Annotated in this window: 14 protein-coding genes; 6 read left to right on the top strand and 8 right to left on the bottom strand. The window is 60.6% G+C overall.

Features of this window, described 5'->3' with window-relative positions; genetic code table 11:
- Positions 1-77: 77 nt before the first annotated feature.
- The gene (gene thrC, locus NW829_RS02265; RefSeq protein WP_011433867.1) at positions 78-1,136 is read right to left on the bottom strand and encodes a threonine synthase; all 1,059 of its coding nucleotides are present in this window, start codon (positions 1,134-1,136) and stop codon (positions 78-80) included.
- A 170-nt stretch (positions 1,137-1,306) separates the two neighbouring features.
- Entirely contained in the window at positions 1,307-2,953 is a 1,647-nt protein-coding gene (locus NW829_RS02260) for an isochorismate synthase (RefSeq protein WP_414416343.1), read from the bottom strand.
- A 271-nt stretch (positions 2,954-3,224) separates the two neighbouring features.
- On the opposite strand from NW829_RS02260, the gene menA reads away from it, so the two are divergent.
- The 4 genes from menA (at position 3,225) to NW829_RS02240 (ending at position 10,825) form a co-directional block, all read left to right on the top strand.
- A complete protein-coding gene (gene menA / locus NW829_RS02255; RefSeq protein WP_414416342.1) occupies positions 3,225-4,166 on the top strand; it encodes a 2-carboxy-1,4-naphthoquinone phytyltransferase in 942 nt (313 codons plus the stop codon).
- A gap of 160 nt (positions 4,167-4,326) precedes the next feature.
- Positions 4,327-6,120: an LptA/OstA family protein gene (locus NW829_RS02250; protein ID WP_414329693.1), complete on the top strand. Its 1,794-nt coding sequence runs from the start codon at positions 4,327-4,329 to the stop codon at positions 6,118-6,120.
- Between the two features lie 77 nt (positions 6,121-6,197).
- On the top strand, positions 6,198-7,376 hold the full coding sequence (locus NW829_RS02245) for an LptF/LptG family permease (protein ID WP_414416341.1): 1,179 nt from the start codon (positions 6,198-6,200) through the stop codon (positions 7,374-7,376).
- A 44-nt stretch (positions 7,377-7,420) separates the two neighbouring features.
- Positions 7,421-10,825, top strand: coding sequence for a hypothetical protein (locus tag NW829_RS02240; protein ID WP_414416340.1), 3,405 nt, complete (start codon positions 7,421-7,423; stop codon positions 10,823-10,825).
- 44 nt (positions 10,826-10,869) lie between these two features.
- Here the strand turns inward: NW829_RS02240 and NW829_RS02235 are convergent, their stop codons facing one another.
- From NW829_RS02235 to NW829_RS02225, 3 genes are all read right to left on the bottom strand, one after another.
- Complete coding sequence (locus tag NW829_RS02235) at positions 10,870-12,501, bottom strand: alpha-D-glucose phosphate-specific phosphoglucomutase (protein WP_414416339.1); 1,632 nt, start codon at positions 12,499-12,501, stop codon at positions 10,870-10,872.
- A gap of 155 nt (positions 12,502-12,656) precedes the next feature.
- Entirely contained in the window at positions 12,657-13,943 is a 1,287-nt protein-coding gene (arsJ, locus tag NW829_RS02230) for an organoarsenical effux MFS transporter ArsJ (protein ID WP_414330427.1), read from the bottom strand.
- Between the two features lie 25 nt (positions 13,944-13,968).
- Positions 13,969-14,979 carry an ArsJ-associated glyceraldehyde-3-phosphate dehydrogenase gene (locus tag NW829_RS02225; protein ID WP_414416338.1) on the bottom strand — a complete coding sequence of 337 codons (1,011 nt, stop codon included), beginning with the start codon at positions 14,977-14,979 and terminating at the stop codon, positions 13,969-13,971.
- 225 nt (positions 14,980-15,204) lie between these two features.
- Between NW829_RS02225 and NW829_RS02220 the strand changes: the two genes are divergently transcribed.
- Positions 15,205-15,888, top strand: coding sequence for a DUF2232 domain-containing protein (locus NW829_RS02220; RefSeq protein ID WP_011433876.1), 684 nt, complete (start codon positions 15,205-15,207; stop codon positions 15,886-15,888).
- A gap of 242 nt (positions 15,889-16,130) precedes the next feature.
- Positions 16,131-16,370, top strand: coding sequence for a DNA-directed RNA polymerase subunit omega (locus NW829_RS02215; protein WP_011433877.1), 240 nt, complete (start codon positions 16,131-16,133; stop codon positions 16,368-16,370).
- A 96-nt stretch (positions 16,371-16,466) separates the two neighbouring features.
- On the opposite strand, the gene NW829_RS02210 is transcribed toward NW829_RS02215, so the two are convergent.
- The 3 genes from NW829_RS02210 to NW829_RS02200 all read right to left on the bottom strand — a co-directional run bounded on the left by NW829_RS02210 (position 16,467) and on the right by NW829_RS02200 (position 20,485).
- Positions 16,467-18,347, bottom strand: coding sequence for a mechanosensitive ion channel family protein (locus NW829_RS02210; RefSeq protein WP_414416337.1), 1,881 nt, complete (start codon positions 18,345-18,347; stop codon positions 16,467-16,469).
- Between the two features lie 38 nt (positions 18,348-18,385).
- Positions 18,386-19,504, bottom strand: coding sequence for a calcium/proton exchanger (cax, locus tag NW829_RS02205; protein ID WP_414351337.1), 1,119 nt, complete (start codon positions 19,502-19,504; stop codon positions 18,386-18,388).
- Between the two features lie 210 nt (positions 19,505-19,714).
- On the bottom strand, positions 19,715-20,485 hold the full coding sequence (locus NW829_RS02200; RefSeq protein WP_414416336.1) for a hypothetical protein: 771 nt from the start codon (positions 20,483-20,485) through the stop codon (positions 19,715-19,717).
- Positions 20,486-20,510: the final 25 nt, after the last annotated feature.

The following is a 20,510-nucleotide window of genomic DNA, read 5'->3' as shown; positions in this document are numbered from 1 at the left end:
CTCCCGACACTGACCCTACGGGTACAGTGCGGGGCTCCTGCGATTTCTAGCTGACCCTAACCAGCGGGCGGTTTCTGCTAGAAACCCATCAGACGAGCAACAGCGGACAGCTCAGGGACAACGCCGGTGTGGATAGGAGCGGATCCCTGGTGGCTGGCCGTGTCCGGATCCTTAAGGCCATTGCCCGTCAGCACGCACACCACCTGTGCTCCAGCAGGCACCTGCTCTCGCCATTTCAGCAATCCTGCCACCGAGGCCGCGCTGGCCGGCTCGCAAAAGATCCCTTCTTCGGATGCCAGGAGACGATAGGCTGCCAGAATCTCCTCGTCGGTGACGCTATCCACCTGACCGCCGCTCACCTGCACTGCCGCCTTGGCCTTCACCCAACTGGCAGGATTGCCGATGCGAATGGCCGTGGCCACCGTCTCTGGGTGTTCCACCACCCGGTTCAACACCATGGGGGCAGCACCGGCAGCCTCGAAGCCGTAGAGACGAGGGCGACGGGTAGCCTTGCCCTGCTGGCGGTACTGGCAAAACCCCATCCAATAAGCCGTGATGTTGCCCGCGTTGCCCACCGGAATACAGAGCCAATCGGGGGCATCCCCCAAAGCATCCACCACCTCGAAGGCGGCGGTTTTCTGCCCTTCCAAGCGGAAGCGGTTGACCGAGTTCACCAGGGCCACCGGGTAGGTTTCCGCCAGCTGCCGCACCATAGCCAGCGCTTGGTCGAAGTTGCCTTGAACGGCGATGATCTCGGCCCCGTACATCAGGGTTTGGGCCAGTTTGCCCTTGGCCACGTAGCCATCGGGGATCAGCACATAGGCCCGCAGACCTCCTTTGGCCGCAAAGGCAGCAGCCGCCGCCGAGGTGTTGCCGGTGCTGGCGCAGATGATCGCCTCTGCCCCTGCCTCTTTGGCCTTGGACACGGCCATCGTCATACCCCGATCCTTGAAACTACCGGTGGGGTTGAGGCCCTCCAACTTCAGGTAAACTTGACAGTCTCGCCCCAGCCGTTGGCTCAAAGCCGGGGAAGGCACCAGAGGCGTGTTGCCCTCATGTAGCGTGACCACAGGTGTGCTGGCGCTGACGGGGAGCCATTCCCGATAGTGCTGGATCAGGCCGGGCCAAAGCCCCACTTGCGCGCGGGATCCGGCTATACGAGGGGGATGGGTGGGATTCAGGGTCGCCATGCCGCAGAGGACACCGAGGCTAATCAAAGACCGGCTTTCTCACTGTAGCTGTTCGTGGAGGGGTTCGTATCCACCTCCCGCAGCGGCGGCAGAAACATCTTCCTGATCCCCTCTCTTCAGAAGCTGGGGAGCGGAGGAGCTGCAGGTCGCAAGGCCAGAGCCTGCACCAGAGAGCGCAACTTCAGACGAATCTCGGCCAGCTCTTGCTCTGGGTTGGAGTCAGCCACAATCCCGGCACCGGCATACAAGCGGGCCCAATTCCCCCGAATTAGGGCGGAGCGGATCCCCACCACAAACTCGCCATTGCCCTGTAAGTCTACCCAGCCCAAGGGAGCGGCATAGCTGGAGCGATCAAAGGGTTCCAACCGCTCTAGCCACTGCAGCGCCGCCTGTTGGGGATACCCTCCCACCGCTGCCGTCGGGTGGAGCTGGGCCAGCAGATCGAACAGATGTACATCGGCGGGGAGCTCCGCCTCGATCAAGGTTTGCAGATGCTGGATGTTGGCTAGACGGAGCAGCCGCGGTTGCGGGGAAATGCAGGGATCCATTCCCAACCGACTCAGAGCCTCCCGGATCGAGCGCACCACCCACTGGTGTTCGCGGCGGTCTTTGGGGCTGCGGAGCAGCTCCTCGGCCAACTGGCGATCCTGGACAGGGGTGGCGCCGCGGGCGGCGGAGCCGGCTAAGGCATCGATCTGCACCCGGCCTTGCCACACGGAAAGCAAGCGCTCCGGGGTGGCCCCCAAGAAAACCTGGGGAGAGATCCCCTCTTGGGTCAGAGGGAGAGGACTGGCCGGCGAACTCCCCCGCCTGTCTGCCCCCAGGGACTCCGTCCGAGTAGCGCGAGCGGCGAAGGCAAAGATGCTGCAATCGGGATGATGCTTTTCCAGATAAGCCAGCAGAGGCGGGATCGATGGCGAGGCAGGCAAGTGCAGATCCACAGCCTCTGCCAGCACCACCTTTTCTAAGAATCCCGCCCGAATCGCCTGCAGGGCTTTTTGGATGCGCCCCAAGAGGGCAGCTTCCTCCACCTCCACCGGCACGGGAGCTTGCAATTCCCACGAGGGCAAGGGGGATCGAGAAAGGCGCTCCATTTGGGCAAAAAAGGCGGTGATCTGCCCGGCCAAAGCTGCTAGGTCACTTTCGGGAGCAATTTCCAGATTGAGCCGCGCTACCGTCAGGGATCCCCAGGAGTCTGGCACCTGCAACAGTTGCCAGCGCGGCAGAACCAGCGCCGCCCCCCCATCACTCCTGGGGCTGAAACCAAGGCGACAGAAACACAGGGGGCGTTCCTGCCGGCTGTCTGGGAATCTTCCCACTTCCGAGGGCTCCGTTCTGCCAATGCAAGCGGCATGGACGTGGGGCTGCAGCTCTTCTACAAAGCTCCGTGCCGCCCGCAAGCCCCCTTCTCCCGCGAGATCAACCTGCCGCAGGGATCCCCATCCCAACACCCGCACCCTTTCCCCGTGGGCCTTGTGGGAGAGATAACAGTAGCTCGGGAATCGGTTTGTGGGGAGCGAACCCAGCCTCTGGGCCAGCACCGCCAGCGGATCCAGCTCTGGGATGGGCTGCGACAAGCTGAGGATTTGGGGCACGCCCCGCGCCCGCGCCATCTGTTGGCAGGCGGTTAGGAAGGGATCCCAGTGGCGCCGATCCCTCGCCTCGTCCGTCCAGGTAGAAGTGCGAGTCGGCGGCCATGCTCTCGGCCACTCCAGGCACTCAAGCGTACCGTGGGCATTCCAAGGGGAAAGAGAAGAGGTCATGCGCAAGAAAAAGAAGACGATCCCACCTTGGCCGAAAACAGGACACCCGTCGATGGAGACCGGCAGAAGATGACTTTAGGATAAGAGATTAGGAGAAGGGCCGGCAGCCTGAGCTTCTGGGGGCCAGATCTGAGGAGCTTCTTCACGGACTGCAAAGTTTCTTAGCATCCTGGGGGATGCTTTCTCAGGCGCTCTACCCTACAGAGCAGATGGTTGTAGACAGATCCAGAGACAGGCCCCAGAGCAGGCTTGCTTCCCAAGGAGAACTCCCATGAATCCAGATGTCGGCCAAGTGCAGCCACCAGCAGAGGTCGCATGGAGTGACCCCTCCCGCCGGCAATTGTGGATGGCTGCCCTTAAGCCCCCCATGTACAGTGTGGCGATCATGCCCATCTGGGTGGGATCCGCCATTGCCTATGCCCAGTCAGGGGTGCTGGACTTGGGGGTTTTGGGGGTGTTTTGGGGAGCCGCCATCTGCATCTTGGCCTGGGTCAACATCAGCAACGACGTGTTCGATGCCCAGACAGGGGTGGACAAAAACAAACTCCACTCGCTGGTCAACCTGACGGGCAAGCCGGGGCAGGTGTTTTGGGTGGGGAATGCCTTTTTGGCCCTGGGTCTGCTGGGGATCCTGTGGCTGAGCTGGCGGCAATGGGATCCGACGGTGCTGCTGTTGGTGCTGGTGGCCTGTGGGCTGGGCTATGCCTACCAAGGGCCGCCCCTGCGCCTGGGCTACCAGGGCCTGGGGGAGATCCTCTGCTTTTTCAGCTTTGGGCCGCTGGCGGTCTCGGCTGCCCACTACAGCCAAAGCCAGACCTGGTCGCTGCCGGGGTTGGCAGCCTCACTGGTGGTGGGGATGGCGACCAGCTTGATCTTGTTTTGTTCCCATTTCCATCAAGTGCAGGATGACTTAGCCTGTGGCAAGCGCTCGCCGGTGGCCCGCCTGGGAACCTTGCGCTCGGCCCGCCTCATCCCCTGGCTCTGCGGCAGCCTTTTTGCCTTGATGCTGCTGTTTGTGGGGCTGGGGATCTTTCCGGCTTGGACACTGCTGAGTTTGGCCGGGATCCCGTTTGCAGTGCGGCTTTCCCGCCTGCTGGGTACCTATCACGATCAGCCGCAGCGGATTAGCCACTCCAAGTTCATCGCCGTCAGTCTCCATTTTTGGCTGGGGCTGTTTCTGGGGCTAGGGTTCATCCTCAGCCGCTATGGCTGAAGGCTGAAAAGTCGGCTTAAGGCTAGGTGTGCGCGGGATCCCTCCGGTGCAGCCGGCAAAATGAGATAAGCTACAGCCTAGTGCGCTAGGTCAGAGCATGGCCTCTGAGGTGAGTCATCGGTTCGGGTCGAGGTGAGGCGGCAGCAAGAACAAGAATAGGATGGGGCGATTCTTCAATTCCAACCTGGGAGTGGCGCTGTTGGGGAGCAGCATCTTGGCTGCTTTGGTGGGCTGGGCCTTGTCGATCGACATCGAAGAAGTGAAGGTGGAGTCTCCTCCCCCCGACCAGCCCCTCTCGGTCAGCCGCAGGGTAGATATCTTGGGTCGTCGGGGAGGCCATCAGCGGTGGCGACTGATCGCCGAGCAGGTGGATCTGGCAGCCGGGCAACAGGTATTTGAGCAGGGGGCGCACGGCTACTTCTACGGAGAAAGCGCCGACCGACAGGAAGGGGTGCCGGATCCCTTTTTTGATAGCAGCGAGCAGATGACTTGGCGGGCCAAGCGAGCCCGCTACAATGCCACCGCCGACGAGCTGTATTTGGATGAGGAGGTGGAGGTGAGGAGCGGCGACGGCAGCCTGCTCTTGACCAGCGCCCTGAGAGTCACCCCCGAAGAACGCATCGAGGTGCCCGCGGAGTTCACCCTCAAAGGCCGGGAAATGGTGTTGCAGGGCCGCTCTGGCTCGTTTAACTTTCAATTTGCCCTTCTCAGGGCCGAGCAGGGCAAGCTGATAGTGTTGCCCCCAAACGGCTCGGCACCCACCTCCACCACCATCACCGCCGACCAGATCACCTACGACCGCACCAACCAGGTGGCCGAGGGGAAAGGGAACCTGCGCATTCGCGAACGCGGCATCGAGATTCGCGCTCCCCAAGGCACCTACCTGCGCCAGCAGGCCCAAAGCATTCTCTCCGGCGGTGTGGTGTTGCAAGAGGTGGCCGGCGACAGCAGCCGGGATCCCTTATTGGCCGATCTGCGCTTGGCCCAGGCCTCTCCCGGCCCGGAGGCGACCCCAGACCAACAGGATCAAGAAGTCACCATCATTGCCGACCGCCTCACGTACGACCGCAACACACAAATTGCCCAAGGGGAAGGCAACCTGGAGATCCGCCAGGGGGAAACCATCATCCAGGCGGCCCAGGGCACCTACCGCCGCCGCGAATCCCAAAGTCTGTTGACGGGAGGAGTTACCCTGGAAGAACCCGGACGGGTGCTCACCTCCGCCCGCCTGGAGGGCAACCACCGCGACAAGATCTTCTTCTTTGAAGACAACGTCCTTTACCGGCAGATGGCTGCCTCTACCCCCACGCCCGGCGGGGGATCCCTGACAGAGGAGCTGCGCCAAGCCGAAACCGAGGTGCGGGCTGCCCGCCTGGTTTACAACTCCCGCACCGGCACTTCCGAGTTTAGCGATGCCGTCGAGTTCATCCAGCGGGGGCGCAGGGCCAAGGCCAACCAGGCCACCATCACCCCTGAAAAGGTGGAGCTGCGGGGAGAGGTGGTGATCGAGCAGATCGAAGGGGAGTGGCTGGCGCGGCGGCTACAAAACCCGGAGACCCAGGCCGATGTGGATCAGCCGACGGTGATCTACGCCGACCGGGTGGAGATCGACCAAGCCAGCGGCGATGCTCGCTTCTTTGGCAATGTGGTTATTGTGCAGGCCAACCGCGCCATCGAAGGGGATCGCGCCGATTACTTTGACCGAGAACAAATTTTCAAAATCAGCGCCGAACAGGCTCCTGTGGTGCTCTGCGATCGGGGAGAGGTCGGCCGCCTTCCCGGGGAGAGCACCCAAGCTCTGCCGGGCCGCAACGCGCTGGATCAGATGTGCCGGGGTGCCAATCGCCTCAGTGGCAAGCTGGTTACCCTGAACATAAAACAAGATGAATACACCGTCGAAGGGGACGGGCAACAGCAGGGCATGTTTCAGTTTCGCATCACCGACGCCCTCTGATGGGATCCCCCCTCGGGGAGCCATCTGTGGTTTTTGATCGTCCAGGTTTGGCTGAGGTTGTGATCCGAGGTGATGTCATGACGGCTCCACTCGCCGAGGGCAAACTGCGCAGAACCCCTGCTCAAGCGGGCAGCTTTTGGGGATCCCTGAAATTGGGGGCTGCCTTTTTGGAGTTTTATCTCTTCAAAGAGATGATCCGCCCCTTCTTTCTGGGGGTGGCCGGGGGCACGGTGATGATGCTGGGCAACCAGCTCTTTATCTACACCGATCTGCTGGTGAAAAAGGGCGCCCCTCCCCTGACCATTTTGCACATTCTCCTCCTCAATTTGCCCGCCATTTTGGTGGTCACCTTTCCCATTGCCGGCCTCTTTGCCACCTTGCTCACCCTGGGCAAAATGGGAGCCGACAGCGAGATCACCGCCCTGCGTGCTGCTGGGATCCCCTATCGCAAAGTGTTTATCCCCGTGCTCTGTATTGGCCTGCTGATCAGCGGCTTGGCGCTGTTGACCAATGAAGTGATTGTGCCGGAAACCAACCAAAAGGTGAAAATCCTGAACAAGAACCTCATCTTGGCTCAAGATGCTCTTTTGTTTAATCCAGAAGAGATCGTGCGGGTGGATGATGATCTCTGGTTTCATGTCGGATCGATTGACCCGAAGACCGGCTTGATGCAGGATTTGTTGATCCTGGATCGCAAAGCTGAGACCGGCCACCTGCGCTATCCGCAGGTGATCTCCGCTCAAACCGCGCAGCAGGTGGGCCAATCGTGGCAACTGCGAGACGTGGTGATCCGTCGTTACGATGAGCAGGGGCGCACCTACTACGAAGGCCAGGTAGAAGAAATGGAGTTAAACATCGTCAACAAACTGGTGGGCCTGGTGTACGCGGAAAAAGTGCCCCAAGAGCAACGGGCGGGGGAGCTGTGGGAGCAGTGCCAGCGATATCGAGCGGAGCAACGCCCTTCTGCCGATGTGGCCCGCTGCCTGACGGAATACCACCTCAAGTTCGCCATTCCTTTGGCCAGCTTTTTCGCCATCTTGGTGGCTGCCCCCTTGGGCCTGCAAACGGTGCGGCAAACGGGGCGCTACGGCGGCGTGGCGCTAGCGATTGTTCTGGTGTTTATTTACTATGTACTGATGAGCCTGGGACGAGCGATGGGTCGAGTTGAGCACATCGATCCCTGGCTGGCTGCCTGGTTGCCGAATATGATTTTCGGTGGGGTAGGCCTTTCTTTACTGTGGCGGTTTTTACGGTGAAATCCTGCAACTTCCCCCCTGACTTCAGCCCTTGGGCAAAGTGGTTGGCTCTTTGCTGGGGCGGCTCCCTGTGGTTGGGGACGGGGGAGGCCGTCTTCGCCCAGTTGGACCCCCTGCCCACTGTTGGCGTCGGCGGGACGGAGTTCTCTCTGGAGGGCTACCAGCGCTTTCGGTCAGCGCAAACACTTGCTCAGCGCCTGCAACTGGCCCGCCGGGCTTCCAGCCCAGAACCGATGGCTGCCGCCGATGAGGAGCCCATCACCTTGGCCGAGGCGCAATCTTCTCTGCCTGCTACAGCCTTGACTGCGGCAACCCCACCCCCTACGGCCCCGGTTTCAGACTTTGGATCCCCTCCCCTTGCCAACTCTCCTGAAAAGCCCCTCACGCCAGAAGAACTGAACCGACAGCGGCTACAACGGCTGTTGGCCGAAGGGGCAGCAGCCCATGCTCGGCGACAGGCGCAGCAGGCCCAGGCAACACCTTCTCCCCAACCCCCTTCACCGGCGACGCCCACCGCGGCAGTTCCCAGCCTGAACTCCCTTCGGCTTTCCCAGCCCATGACTTCTCAGGCTGAAGCCCTGCAGGTGGAAGAGCAACCCTGGCTGCGCCCCACCAACACTGTGCAGTTGCCTGCTCCCACCTCGGCACCCAATGCCGAGAACCCGGCTACGGCTCAACTGCAAGGTGAAGCTGGTTCAGAGGCAAGGTTGCACCGGATCCCAGCTTCGACGGTTCCTCCCTTGATCTCCCAAGCCGGTGGGAGCTTGGATTTGGGCGGTGTCCTGTTGGCAGAGGCCACCCCTGGGTCGGGGCTGACGGGATCCCCTCCAAGGGGAACGGAAGCCTTTATCCCCACCGCTGGCTCACCCCTGGCTCCTCAGCTGCTGGAGCGGTTCCCGCTCCTACAGGATCTGGGCACTGGTGCAGATGCCGTTTCAGCGGCAGAAAATCTTGGCACCGGCAGCCAGGGATCCCAGATTCGCCAGCAACTCTCGGCCACCGCGCAGCGGCAAATCCCCCTCGACCCGGATCAAATCAACGTGAGTGGGGATGTGCTCAGCTACATCGCCGAACAAGACCTGGGCATTGCCGAGGGGAACGCCTTGATCCAACTGGCTGACGGCACCCGCATCACCGGCGACCGGCTGCTGTTTTATCGGCGGGAGCGACGCCTGCGCAGCGAGGGCCCTTTTCGCATGGAGCAGCCCCCTGGCCCCCAAGGGCGGGGGATCCGGCAAATCGAAGGGCGAAATTTGGATCTGGATATCCCCGGTCGCACCGCCCAATTTGAGAGCTCGCTGGTCATTCTGCCGGGGGAGGAGCCGGGCACCAAGGTTTTTGTGCGCAGCCAAGAGACCACCGCCATTTTGGGGGATCAGATCTTTTTCGAGAAAGCCACCGTCACCACCTCGCCAGAGCCACCCATCACCCACTACGTGCAAGGGGATCGGGTGGAGGTGTTTCCCGATGACCGGGTGATCGTCTACGACGCCCGCGTGTTTGCCGGCGGCGAGCTGACAGAAGCAGGGGATCTGCGGGCGGGCCTTCAGATCGCCTATTTCCCCCTGTTCATCTACAGCCTGCGAGATCACCAATGGGTGCTGCCGGGGCGCAGCGAGACAGAGGGGGTGTTTGTCAAATCCAGTTGGGCCTACCGCTTCGACGAATACAACTTCGGCGGCCTGCGGCTGGATGCCATCCAGAAAAAAGGGGTGGGCATTGGTTTCTTGCATGACTACATCCTGCCCATCCCGGACAGCGTCAACTACGGGCGAGCCCAGTTTTACTTGGTGACCGAAGCTGACCAACAGCGCTTCTCCAGCCGTTTCCGCATCGACCACAACTTCGACTTTTACGCTGCCAACCTCTTTGGGCAGGAAGGCCAACTGCGGGGACAGCTCAACCTCAACCTGGACAACACCTACCGTCCTGCCGGCGGACGCAACGACAACGCCGATCTGCGTCTCAACGCCACCTTTCAGGGGGATCTCTCCACCACCACCCTCAACATCAGCCGCACCGGATCCCAGGAGCGGGGCATCTACAGCTTCCCCCTCACCCTCAGCCACACTCAGCGCTACGGGGGCGTGCATTGGCTGCAATCGGATCTGCGCTTGGACTACAACCAGCGGGTGAGCGTCAAAGATGGCCCCGACTTTGCCGATGCGCGGTTGACGCTGGGCACTCAACTGACCCCACCCGGTTGGGGAGGTACCTATCGCCTGGCCTACCGTGCCTACAGCAGTTCCAATGGCGACAACGAGCCGCGTCGCAACTTCGAGCTGGCCTTTAACCCCGACCTCATTCGCATCACGCCCGATATTGCCCTCAGCAGCGCCCTCACCCTGACTCAAGAGCAACAGCCGGATCAAGAGGTGGGGGCAGGTCTCCACTTTTTCAATCGCTACGAGCTGCGCTCCAGCCTCCAGTTCAACGATATTCAACCGGCTCCCTGGATCACCTTCATGCCGGGTTCTATCGATTACACCCAAGTCCTCTACTCCACTCCTGACCAGGAGTCTACCGTCAGCCTCAACCCTCGCCTCAGTCTCAGACCTGCCGACTGGAATACCATCGACCTGCGCTACAGCCGCACCTTCTACGGCAACAATTCTGTGCCCTTCCAAACCCTCTCCACCAGCCCTAAAGATGTGGATCGCATCAATGCCAACATCAGCTTCTTTACGCCCCGCGATCTTCTGCCCAATGTCCCCCCAGGCTACATTGCCTTTGAAGATGACCTGCCCGGCGAGCTGCCGATAGCCCTGACCTTCCCCGACGATACCCCGGAGGATTTGGCAGCGATTGCCTCCCGCAACTTGCAGGAGCTGCAGGCAGAGGTGAAAAACCTGGTGCGCCTGGACACCAGCCTTGGCTACGACTTCATCACCCAGAAGTGGGATACCCTCAACGCCAACTTCACCTGGAGCACCGCCCCTGATCTGTTCAACATTCAGTTGCAGACGGCCTACGACCTGAACCAGGGACAGCTCCAACCCGTTCGTCTGGAATATCGGGGACGCAGCAGCACCACATTTAACCGGGATCAACGCTCTGGCCTGGATGTGTATGAGCCGGGGATCAGCTATGCGCTGCAGGCGGTTTACGATCCCCGGTTGGGCCAGATCTCTACCTATGGTCTGGAGCTGGATGCCACCCTCGGCACGCGATGGCAAAATCACTGGCGGCTGCGCTTGGGCCTGACGGAAGAAGGGATCCGCCGGGTGGAAGTTCGCCGTGACCTGCGGGATTTTGAGCTGCGCTTTGCCTACGATCCGGTAGCAGAGTCACTGCGCTTGGAAGGGATCCTGGTGGCTTTCCCCAGTCGCCCGGTGGGCCTCACCCAAGAGCGGGGAGATTTTCAACTGACCTCTCCCATCACCTCCCCTATCGGCACCTTTTTGCTCCGCGACGCCGACGCGACCGGCTGGGATGGCCTCAGGCCCTGATCCCCGCTTCCCTGGGAAGGCTCCCTGTCCACTGTTGCGGCGGGCTAGGTGATGACGTCTGGCTGCTGCCGACCGGTGCGGGCGCGAATCTGGGCAAGGTGATCGGCCAGTTGAATCTGTTCGGCCAAGGCCACTTGGGGATCCAGGCCATGCCGGGCGGGATCCAGCTCCAATCGCTCCAGGTACACCCGCAGGGTGGCTCCGTGGGTGCCGGTTCCAGAAAGCCGGTAGATGATGCGGGATCCATCCTCAAAGCCAATGCGGATCCCTTGGTGGCTGGTGGTGCTGCCGTCTACGGGATCGGTGTAGCTGAAGTCGTCAGCGTAGGCCACCAGCTGGGATCCCAGGCGCTGGCCCACCCACCCGGGCAGGGAGCGTCGCAAGTCTGCCATCAGCGCCTCGGCCACCTCCACCGGCAGTCCCTCGTAGTCGTGACGGGAGTAGACGTTGCGCCCATAGGTGCGCCAGTGCTCTTCCACGATCTGCCGCACCGGCTGCCGTCGAACGGCCAAAATGTTCAGCCAAAACAGGACGGCCCAGAGCCCGTCTTTTTCCCGGATGTGGTGGGATCCGGTACCGAAGCTCTCTTCCCCGCAGAGGGTAACTTTGCCCGCATCCAGCAGGTTGCCGAAGAATTTCCAGCCGGTAGGCGTTTCGTAGCAAGGGATCCCCAGCTTGGCCGCCACCCGATCCGCTGCCTGGCTGGTGGGCATGGAGCGGGCAATTCCCGCCAGCCCTTCTCGGTAGCCGGGTACCCGGTGGGCATTGGCTGCCAGCACTGCCAAGCTGTCGCTGGGGGTCACGTAAAATTGACGGCCCAGGATCAGGTTGCGATCCCCATCCCCATCGGAAGCGGCACCAAAGTCCGGCCCATCTTCCCGAAACAACAGTTCCACCAACGAGCGGGCATGCACCAGGTTAGGATCCGGGTGTCCGCCGCCAAAATCCGGCAGGGGCTGCCCGTTGAGCACACTGCCCTCTGGCGCTCCCAGGGATCCCTGCAAAATGGCGTGGGCATAGGGGCCGGTGACGGCGTGCATGGCGTCGAAGGCAATGCGGATCCCGGAAGCCAGGTAGTCGCGGATGGCCTCGAAATCGAACAGACGCTGCATCAGGCTCAAGTAATCGGCCACCGGGTCGATGACGGACACCGTCAGGGATTCCAGCCGTTGCTCGCCCAAGCGATCCAGATCGACATCGGGAGCTTCCAGGATGCGGTACTCCCGGATCTGCTGGGTGCGGGCGTAAATGGCCTCGGTCACCTTCTCCGGGGCAGGGCCACCGTTGCCGATGTTGTACTTAATGCCAAAATCCCCCTGGGGGCCGCCGGGGTTGTGGCTGGCAGAGAAGATGATCCCCCCGTAGGCGCCGTACTTGCGGATGAGACAGGAGACCGCCGGCGTGGAGAGGATCCCTCCTTGGCCCACCAGGACTCGCCCGATGCCGTTGGCCGCTGCCATCTTGAGCAGGATCTGAATGGCCTCGCGGTTGTAGTAGCGGCCATCTCCCCCCACCACCAGGGTTTGGCCGGCGGATCCCTCTAGGACATCAAAAATGGATTGGACGAAGTTTTCCAGGTAGTGGGGCTGCTGAAACACCGATACCGGCTTGCGCAGGCCAGAGGTGCCGGGTCTCTGGCCAGGGAAGGGCGTCGTGGGAACAATGCGCAGGCTCATAGGCTGCCGGAAAAGCTGCTTGCTCCTCTACTATCTCATCGTTGGGCCTCTTGTTTGGGCTGAGTTGCATCGGCAGCGCAGACTTCTTTCCCTGCCCATCCATGTGTGGATTGGGTTGAGCGGACTGCATCATCTCGGCTGGTAGCCCTCCATCTTCAATCCCCTGGCTTAACCACCCACTCCACCAGGGTTTTGCTCGGATCCGGCAATTTCAACGAGAACAGCCATGCCGCCAAGATCAAAAGGGTGGAAAACCAAAGGCAGCCCTCCAACCCGTAGAACTGGAAGAGGATCCCAGAAGTTACCGTCCCCAACAGCCGCCCGCCGGAATTAGCCATGTAATAAAAGCCCACATTGAGGGCTACGTCGTCGTCTTCCGTGTAGGCCAGCACCAGGTAGGAATGCACTGCCGAATTGAAGGCAAAGACGATCCCGAACAGGATCAAGCCGCCGGTGATCACCAGCTCCGGTGCCAGCCCGGCCATGAAGGCTGTGGCAATGATCGCCGGCACCGCCGTCAGCACGAAGGTCCAAATCTGGATGGTGCGGGCCTTGGGAGCACGGCCAGGGCGACCCCCACCCAGCAGTTGCGGCGCTACAAACTGAATGAACCCATAGCCAATCACCCAGATGGCCATGTAACTGCCCACCTGCATAAAAGTCCAGCCCAAGCTGTCGTAGAGAAACACCGGCAGGGCCACCACAAACCACACATCCCGCGACCCAAACAGGAAAAAGCGAGCTGCCGAGAGGATGTTGATCTCTCTGCTCTTGGAAAACAGCCGCTTGAAGGGGATCTTGGCCTTGATTTTGCCCATGTCTGCAGGCAGCAGCGCCCCCGAACAGAAGATCAAAGCCAACGCCCCCGCCTGGACAAAGTTGGCCATGCGGAAGCCCATGGGATCCCCGTAGATTTCGGTGAAGATCTGCAGCAGGGCCGCTCCCACAAAGAACCCCACCCCCTTGAGGGCGTTTTTGGATCCGGTGAGCATAGCCACCCAACGAAACAGGCGGGATTCCGCTTCTTTGGGCACCACCAGGCGGATGGCGCTTTTGGAGCTCATCTTGGTGAGATCTTTGGCGATCCCGGCCAGAGCTTGGGCGGTCATCACGTAGGCCACCTGACTCCAGACCGGCCACTGCATGTTCAACACGCCCAGCATCACCAAACCGAAGATCTGGATGGCAATGCCCCCATACAGGGTCAGCCGCAGGCCAAACAGGGATCCAATCCAGCCGCCCAGGAAGTTGGTAATCACCCCGAAGATCTCGTAGAAGAGAAACAGCATGGCAATTTGGATCGGGGTAAAGCCCAACTTGTGGAAGTGCAGCAGCACCAACATGCGGATGGCGCCATCGGTGATGGTGAACCCCCAATAGGCCGCTGTAACCAGGGCGTAGTTGCGAACCGCAGAGGCTTGAGCCGTCGAAACAGAAGTCATGGGCAGGTCTCCAAGGGAGATGTTTCTATAGACTGCGGGCCACTTTGCGGGCCAGTTCCGCCATGCGGTTGGCGTAGCCCCATTCGTTGTCGTACCAGGCCAGGATCTTCACCTGGGCGCCATCCACCACCATCGTCGAGGGCGCATCCACAATGCTGGAGCGGGGATCCCCTTTGAAATCCACCGAGACCAAGGGCAGCTCCTCATAGCCAAGGATGCCTTTGAGTGGGCCCTCGGCTGCAGTTTTTAAGAGGTGATTAACCTCCTCCACAGTGGTGGGCCGCCTGACCTCAAACACGGCATCGGTTAGGGAAGCATTCAAGAGGGGCACGCGCACGGCAATGCCGTTCAACTTGCCGTTGAGTTCGGGGTAAATCAGCCCAATGGCCGTGGCCGAGCCGGTGGTGGTGGGCACCAGAGACAGCAGAGCGGAGCGGGCCCGCCGCAGGTCTTTGTGGGGGGCATCCACCATGGTTTGGGTATTGGTGACGTCATGGATGGTGGTGATCACCCCGTGAACAATGCCGATTCCCTCGTGGATGACCTTCACCAAAGGAGCCAGGCAGTTGGTGGTGCAGGAAGCCGCCGTGAGCAAATGGTGCCGGGCCGGGTCGTACAGGTGATCGTTGACGCCCATAACAATGTTGAGGGCCTCTTCGTCCTTGACAGGGGCAGCCACAATCACCTTGCGCACCCCCGCTTTGAAGTAGGCATCCAGCTCCGCTGCCTTGACAAATTTGCCCGAGCATTCCAACACCAGCTCGATCCCCAACTCTGCCCAGGGCACTTCACCAGGAGACTTGTGTTCGCTAAAGGTGAGGGTTTTGTCCTGAATGCGCAGCCGGTTATCGGATCCCTCAATGTCGATAGCCCAGCGGCCCTGCACCGAGTCAAACTTCAACAGGTGGGCCGCCGTCGCCGCTCCCCCTTTGATCTCGTTGATGTGGGCGAATTCCAGCTCTTCCCAGCCCCAAGCAGCCCGCAGCACCAGCCGTCCAATGCGGCCAAAACCGTTGATGCCCACCCGCACTGCCATAGCATTGACCCTAGACTCGTCCAGAAGGGATCCCGCTCTCTCAGGGCAAATCCCGCCTCAACTTTATCAGAACGCCCTAGTCGTTTCAAGACAAGTTGATGGGTAGGGGCGGAGGAGACTGGCCGATTGAGGTCGGTTTGCAGTCCAGATCCACACCTCTGGGCAACAATTCGCCCAGCCCGGCAACCGGTGGCCTAAGCTGGGAAAAGTTGTGCTTTTCTGGATGTGCCCCCGCCGCCTCAGCCTTCTGTGCAGGATGACTTTCCTCCCTTACCCCCCCCACCTCCCCGTTCTCCGGCTTTGAGGGTGGTGGAAACGGCTTTTTTGGCCAGTACCGCGGCCTTGATCTGGATCCTGAGCTACACGCCGCTGGCCCCCTTTATACGTCTGTTTTTCCCCATCCCGGTGGCGCTGGCGGTGATGCGCTGGGATCCCCGCACAGGGGCAATGGCCCTGGTGGTCTCCGGCCTGTTGCTGACGGTGCTGATAGGGCCCACGCGCAGCATTCTCTATGTCATTCCCTATGGTCTGCTGGGCTATTGGTGTGCCCGCCTGTGGCAGCAGCGTCTTTCCTGGTACGTCTCGGTGGTGAGCGGGGCTGTGCTCAGCGCCCTGGGCTTGATCTTTCAGTTGGTGCTTTCCTCCCTACTGGTGGGGGAAAACCTCTGGATCTACGTAACCATTCAACTTACCGGCCTAACCAACTGGCTCCTGGATGTGTCCCTCAGCCGATGGGGCGTCTACTGGGTGGCAGAACCCTGGATGGTTCAGGTGGTGGTGGTGGGATTTATTGCCTTCAATTCCCTCATCTACGTATTCACGGTGCATTTGGTGGCCGCCCTGGTGATGGAGCACTTTCGTTGCCCGCTGCCACCCCCGCCGAAGTGGGTACAGTTTTTGCTGGATTAGCAGCCCCTGTGAGTTGTACAAGAGCAGAGCAAGCTGCTCTACAAATGAGTTCTTGACAAATCTTGACAAATGAGTTCTTGGCAAAAGTCCCACCCTATTGCCATGCAACGCTACAGGAATGCAAGAACTGGAAGGTTCTCTGCTACGATCGCGGTAGCGGGACGGAGTCCTTTCGCGGTAGCGGGACGGAGTCTCGTTGGGATCCTGGTGGCAACAAGATATCAAGATTTAAGACTGCGATTATGGCTTCCCGCAAGAATCAACTGGCTATTGACAATGACGAGCTGATGCGTCGGGTAGAGGCTCTGATCAACGCTTCCAAAAATCGCTATCGCATCACGGTACAGGTGGCCAACCGCGCCAAGCGCCGCCGCTACGAGGATCCGGATGATATAGAAGATGGCTGGATGAAGCCAATCCGCCGCGCTGTCATCGAAATGTCGGATGAACTGACTGAGCCGGAAATCATCGGCGATGAGTAGTCACTAGACTTGCGGCCTGCTGGCGCGACCGCCCTGTTGAAACTGCTAGCCGGCTGAGCGGCTAAGGGTAGAAGCTTTCGGCAGCCGCCTATTTTGTCAATTTGTCAAGTCGTTTGCAACGGGATCCCTTTCCCGCAGGCGAGCCTCGAGCCGCGATTCCATCAGGTGCAGCAAGCGGTGGGTCTCCTCTGGGCTGAGACCCTGGATGCGCATCTCCAAGGGGCTGTGGAACCAGAGGGTCTGCTGTGGGAAAGGAATCTGGATCCCTGCTTGATCGAAGGCGTGCTTGAGGCGACGGCGGTATTCCCGCGCCACCCTCCACTGCTGCAGGGGCTGCACCTTGATCCAAATGCGCAACGTGATCCCCCGCTCCCCCAGATCATCGACACCGTGCATTTCGGGGGGCTCGAGGATTTTTTCCCGCCAAGCTGGCTCCCGGTACATCTGCAGAGCCACCTGCTCGGTGATGCGTATTGCCTGTTCCAGATCGTTTTCATAGGCGATCACAATCCCCAGATCCACCCGTGACCAGCCGTTGGAGAGGTTCTCCACCACCCGGATGGCACTGTTGGGGATAGAGATCAAGCTGCCTTCGGTGTTGCGCAACTGGGTTAGCCGCAGATCCATGTGTTCCACAAGGCCGCCCCGCCCGTCCACCACGATCACATCCCCTTCGGCAAATTGATCTTCGATCAAAATCAACAGCCCATTGATCACGTCCTTAATCAGATCCTGAGCAGCCAGGGAAATCCCCAGCCCAATAAAGCCTAGGCTGGCCACTAAGGGGCCAATATTGACCCCCACCGAGGCCAGGCCAGCCAGGGATCCAAGCAAAACCAGGGTAGTGGCTGCAGCTCCTTTAGAGACGCTGGCAAAGGTGCTGAGGCGTTTGCTGAGGCGATAGGTGGGGGCATTTTGCCACTGTTCTTGGCGCAGGGCAGCAAAGAGGTTATCCAGCACTAGTCCACTCAGCCAGACACTGCCATAGGTGGCCAGACCCACCCCTACCAACCGCAACAGAGGGCCGCGCAGCGAAACCAGGAAAAACGTTTGCAGGGGTCGCGTTTGCGGGAAAAGGCCCAAGCTCACCCCAACTCCGCCCACCCACAGGCCAATTTGCACCAGGCGCAGCAGGCGAATTTGCAGCTCCAAGTAGGATTCCTGCCGTTTGCGTCCGGCCTGTTGTTCGACCAAGACGGGATCCACACCCGACTGCTCTTCCCCCGCTAGGTGCTCCTGTACCTCTGCTTGGATGGCCTGGTATTCCGTCTGCAGGGCAGCGCGTTTTTGCTGCAGCCGTCGCCGTTTTCGCTGGCAGAGCTGGCTCAGGCTCCCTACCACAGCCAGGATGCCGAGGGCAATCACCGCTTGGCGGCGCAAAAATTGAGGCTGCCGCTCCCGTTGCGAAGTGCGCAGCGCTTCCTCAACAATGCCGGCTACCTGCTCAGCCCAGTCCATGGGTTGGGCGCCCTGGAATTGAGCATCGAGGGAGGTGATGGTCAGCAAATGTCGCCCATTCACCCGGATAACAGGCTGGTTGGTCTGGCCGTCCAGGGTGACTTCAACCTGCAGCGCCTCTGGATCGAATCCGGCGCTGGCCAACTGGTGCAGGGTTTGTTCAATGGAGCGCACCCGCTGCGACACCGGAGGCAGGCTGCCGGGATCCCCCTGCGGTGCGGTAACCACGAACAAACGCCGCCCATCCAGCGTCACGGCCTCCGCCTGGATAGAAGAGGTGGGGAGGCTAAGCGCTTGCCGCAGCTCTTCTAGGGCATCCAAACGGTTGAGCAAAGGCAGGTTGGGGGCGGTGCCGTTGTTTTCGGCAGCTTCCTGCCCCCATGCGGGCCCGCCTATGGGGGATAGGGCAAAAGATGCACCGAAAAGGAGAGGCCACAACAGGGATCCCGTTTTCCTCGGCTTCGGCCTGCCTACCGTTCCCGTCAGCGGTGCGGGGCACCATTCGCAGCTTCGCAGCATGAGCCGTTTGCGTCAGCGGTGCAGAACACTTTAACGCCTCACTCCAGAAAGAAGAAAGCAATCCCGAGGATGGCATAGGTGGCCAAGAGCAGTAGCCCTTCCAGCCAGTTGGAGCGCCCATCGCTGCTAACGGAATTGATCAGCAGCACCGAGACTGCAATGGCCACCAACTCCACCATGCCGAAGTTAAAGTTCATGGGCTGATGCAGCACATCCCCGGCCAGCACCAGCAGGGGTGCCACAAACAGGGCAATCTGCATCGTCGAGCCCAGCGCCACCGAGAAGGAGAGATCCATCTTGTCTTTCATGGCCACCGTGATCGCCGTCGCATGTTCTGCTGCATTGCCGATGATCGGCAACAAAATCACCCCCATAAACAGCGGCGTCATGTGAAAGTGTTCCAGCGTATCCTCTAGAGTGCTCACCAACAGTTCCGACTCCAGCGCCACCAACACCGTCAACCCCAAGAGGGCCAGCACCCAAAACCCCAAACCGGCTCCCTCGGGCGGAGCCGTCAACACCTGGGGAATGGATCCTTCCGCCTGCAAAACCGGATTGGGGGCCAGGCGACTGGCCGCCTCATCTTCTGCGGCTTCCGCTTCGTGAAGGGTGTAGAGGTAGCTGTGGGTTTTGAGGGAAAACAGCAAAGTAAGACCGTAAACCCCGATCAGCACCAGGGCTACCGCCGTGGATAGCTCTTGGATGGAGATCTCCCCCAAGTTGGCATCGGCATAGGTGACCACGCTGGGCAAGATCAAGGCCACCACCGCCAGGTTCATCACCGAGGCATTCATGCGGGCCACCTCGGGTCGAAAGCTCTGCTCCCGAAACTTGATCCCGCCCAAAAACATGGCCAAGCCGGCCACCAGGAGCAGGTTACTGATGATCGCGCCGGTGATGGAGGCTTTCACCACATCCACCAACCCCGCCCGCAGTGCCACCAAGCCGATGATTAACTCCGCCGCATTGCCAAAGGTGGCGTTGATCAGCCCCCCGACTGTCGGCCCTGTCAAGGCTGCAATCTCTTCCGTGGCCTGACCCATAAACTTTGCCAAGGCCACCACCGCCAAAGCCGCACAGAGGAAGACCAGGTTGGGATCCCAGCCCCGGAAGTGCCCCACCCAAGATAGGGGAACCCCCAACAGCAGCAGGAACATTATGCTGTTCAGACCTCTCTGCCAACCTGCCGCAGAGCGATCCGGCGAAACCAAAGGATTTGCGTTAGCCAGGGTCATGGTTCACAAGGGGAGAAAAGGTAGCGACGATGGAGGCTGTTTGGGTTTCGGGGAGCCAGATCCCCCATGGCCAGGAGTGACCATCTCCAAGAGTCTAACGGCTGCGAGGGGAGGTTGGATAGGTGCTGCTGGCTAGAGGGAGATAACCCGGTTGCGCTGCAACTGCCGGGCGATCTCGGCTCCCAGGTGATCGACCAGACGCTGGGGATCGGCGATTTTCAAAAAACTGCTGCCCTCTACCTCAAAGGGAAAGGATCCCTCGATGCCGTCGCGGGGGAGTTGTACCAGCAGCAATTGTTCAGGGCGCTTCGATTGCAGGGCATAGCCCAACTCCAGACAGACCTGGGGGCTGGGCAGGGGACGCCCCCGGCCATTCACCTGCACAGGGGTCACATCGGCCACCACCAGCAGCGCGTGCTTAAGCTTGCGAATCAAGGCCGCGTCGATGAGCGGGGTCTCAGCCTCGGCGGGAAGGGATCCCTGCAGCTGTAGGGGCACAACCGGCCCGTGGTTGCGATTGAGGGTCTCTACCACGGCTTGCAATGCCCGGTGCAGAGTGGCGCTGGAGTCGGGGTAATCCGATTGGCCGCAGAAGTAGATGACCGGCTCGGTCATGTTCAGGGTGGCCCGCTTATTAAAGTAGATCTCACGGCTGATCAAATCGAGGTTGGAGATGCTGTAGGCGCCGCTGCCTTCAATGTAAAACTCCACCAGCTCTCCTTCCAGGTAGCGCTGCCACCATACGGAAGCCTTCACCTGCTCCACATCGTCGAGAAAGTCGGCCCGCATCGCCGTTTTCAAGAGGCCGGTACGGCTTAGGCGCAGGTCGGGGGCCCTCTGTTGGACTTGAGAAGCAGACAACACCGAATCCAAATACCAGGCTTTCAGGACGATGATCGCCATGGGATCCCTCTGCGCTCAGCCTTAA

This window comes from Synechococcus sp. R55.8, assembly GCF_047461895.1.
GTDB lineage: Bacteria > Cyanobacteriota > Cyanobacteriia > Thermostichales > Thermostichaceae > Thermostichus.
This window is presented reverse-complemented; position numbering and strand designations above follow the sequence as displayed.

What these genes read in the sequence shown, in the direction of transcription:
- NW829_RS02245 (WP_414416341.1), top strand. Translation starts at nt 6,198, where the DNA reads ATGACGGCTCCACTCGCCGAGGGCAAACTGCGCAGAACCCCTGCTCAA.
- cax (WP_414351337.1), bottom strand. Translation starts at nt 19,504, where the DNA reads ATGTTCCTGCTGCTGTTGGGGGTTCCCCTATCTTGGGTGGGGCACTTC.
- NW829_RS02235 (WP_414416339.1), bottom strand. Translation starts at nt 12,501, where the DNA reads ATGAGCCTGCGCATTGTTCCCACGACGCCCTTCCCTGGCCAGAGACCC.
- arsJ (WP_414330427.1), bottom strand. Translation starts at nt 13,943, where the DNA reads ATGACTTCTGTTTCGACGGCTCAAGCCTCTGCGGTTCGCAACTACGCC.
- NW829_RS02225 (WP_414416338.1), bottom strand. Translation starts at nt 14,979, where the DNA reads ATGGCAGTGCGGGTGGGCATCAACGGTTTTGGCCGCATTGGACGGCTG.
- NW829_RS02200 (WP_414416336.1), bottom strand. Translation starts at nt 20,485, where the DNA reads ATGGCGATCATCGTCCTGAAAGCCTGGTATTTGGATTCGGTGTTGTCT.
- NW829_RS02260 (WP_414416343.1), bottom strand. Translation starts at nt 2,953, where the DNA reads ATGACCTCTTCTCTTTCCCCTTGGAATGCCCACGGTACGCTTGAGTGC.
- NW829_RS02215 (WP_011433877.1), top strand. Translation starts at nt 16,131, where the DNA reads ATGGCTTCCCGCAAGAATCAACTGGCTATTGACAATGACGAGCTGATG.
- NW829_RS02250 (WP_414329693.1), top strand. Translation starts at nt 4,327, where the DNA reads ATGGGGCGATTCTTCAATTCCAACCTGGGAGTGGCGCTGTTGGGGAGC.
- menA (WP_414416342.1), top strand. Translation starts at nt 3,225, where the DNA reads ATGAATCCAGATGTCGGCCAAGTGCAGCCACCAGCAGAGGTCGCATGG.
- NW829_RS02210 (WP_414416337.1), bottom strand. Translation starts at nt 18,347, where the DNA reads ATGCTGCGAAGCTGCGAATGGTGCCCCGCACCGCTGACGGGAACGGTA.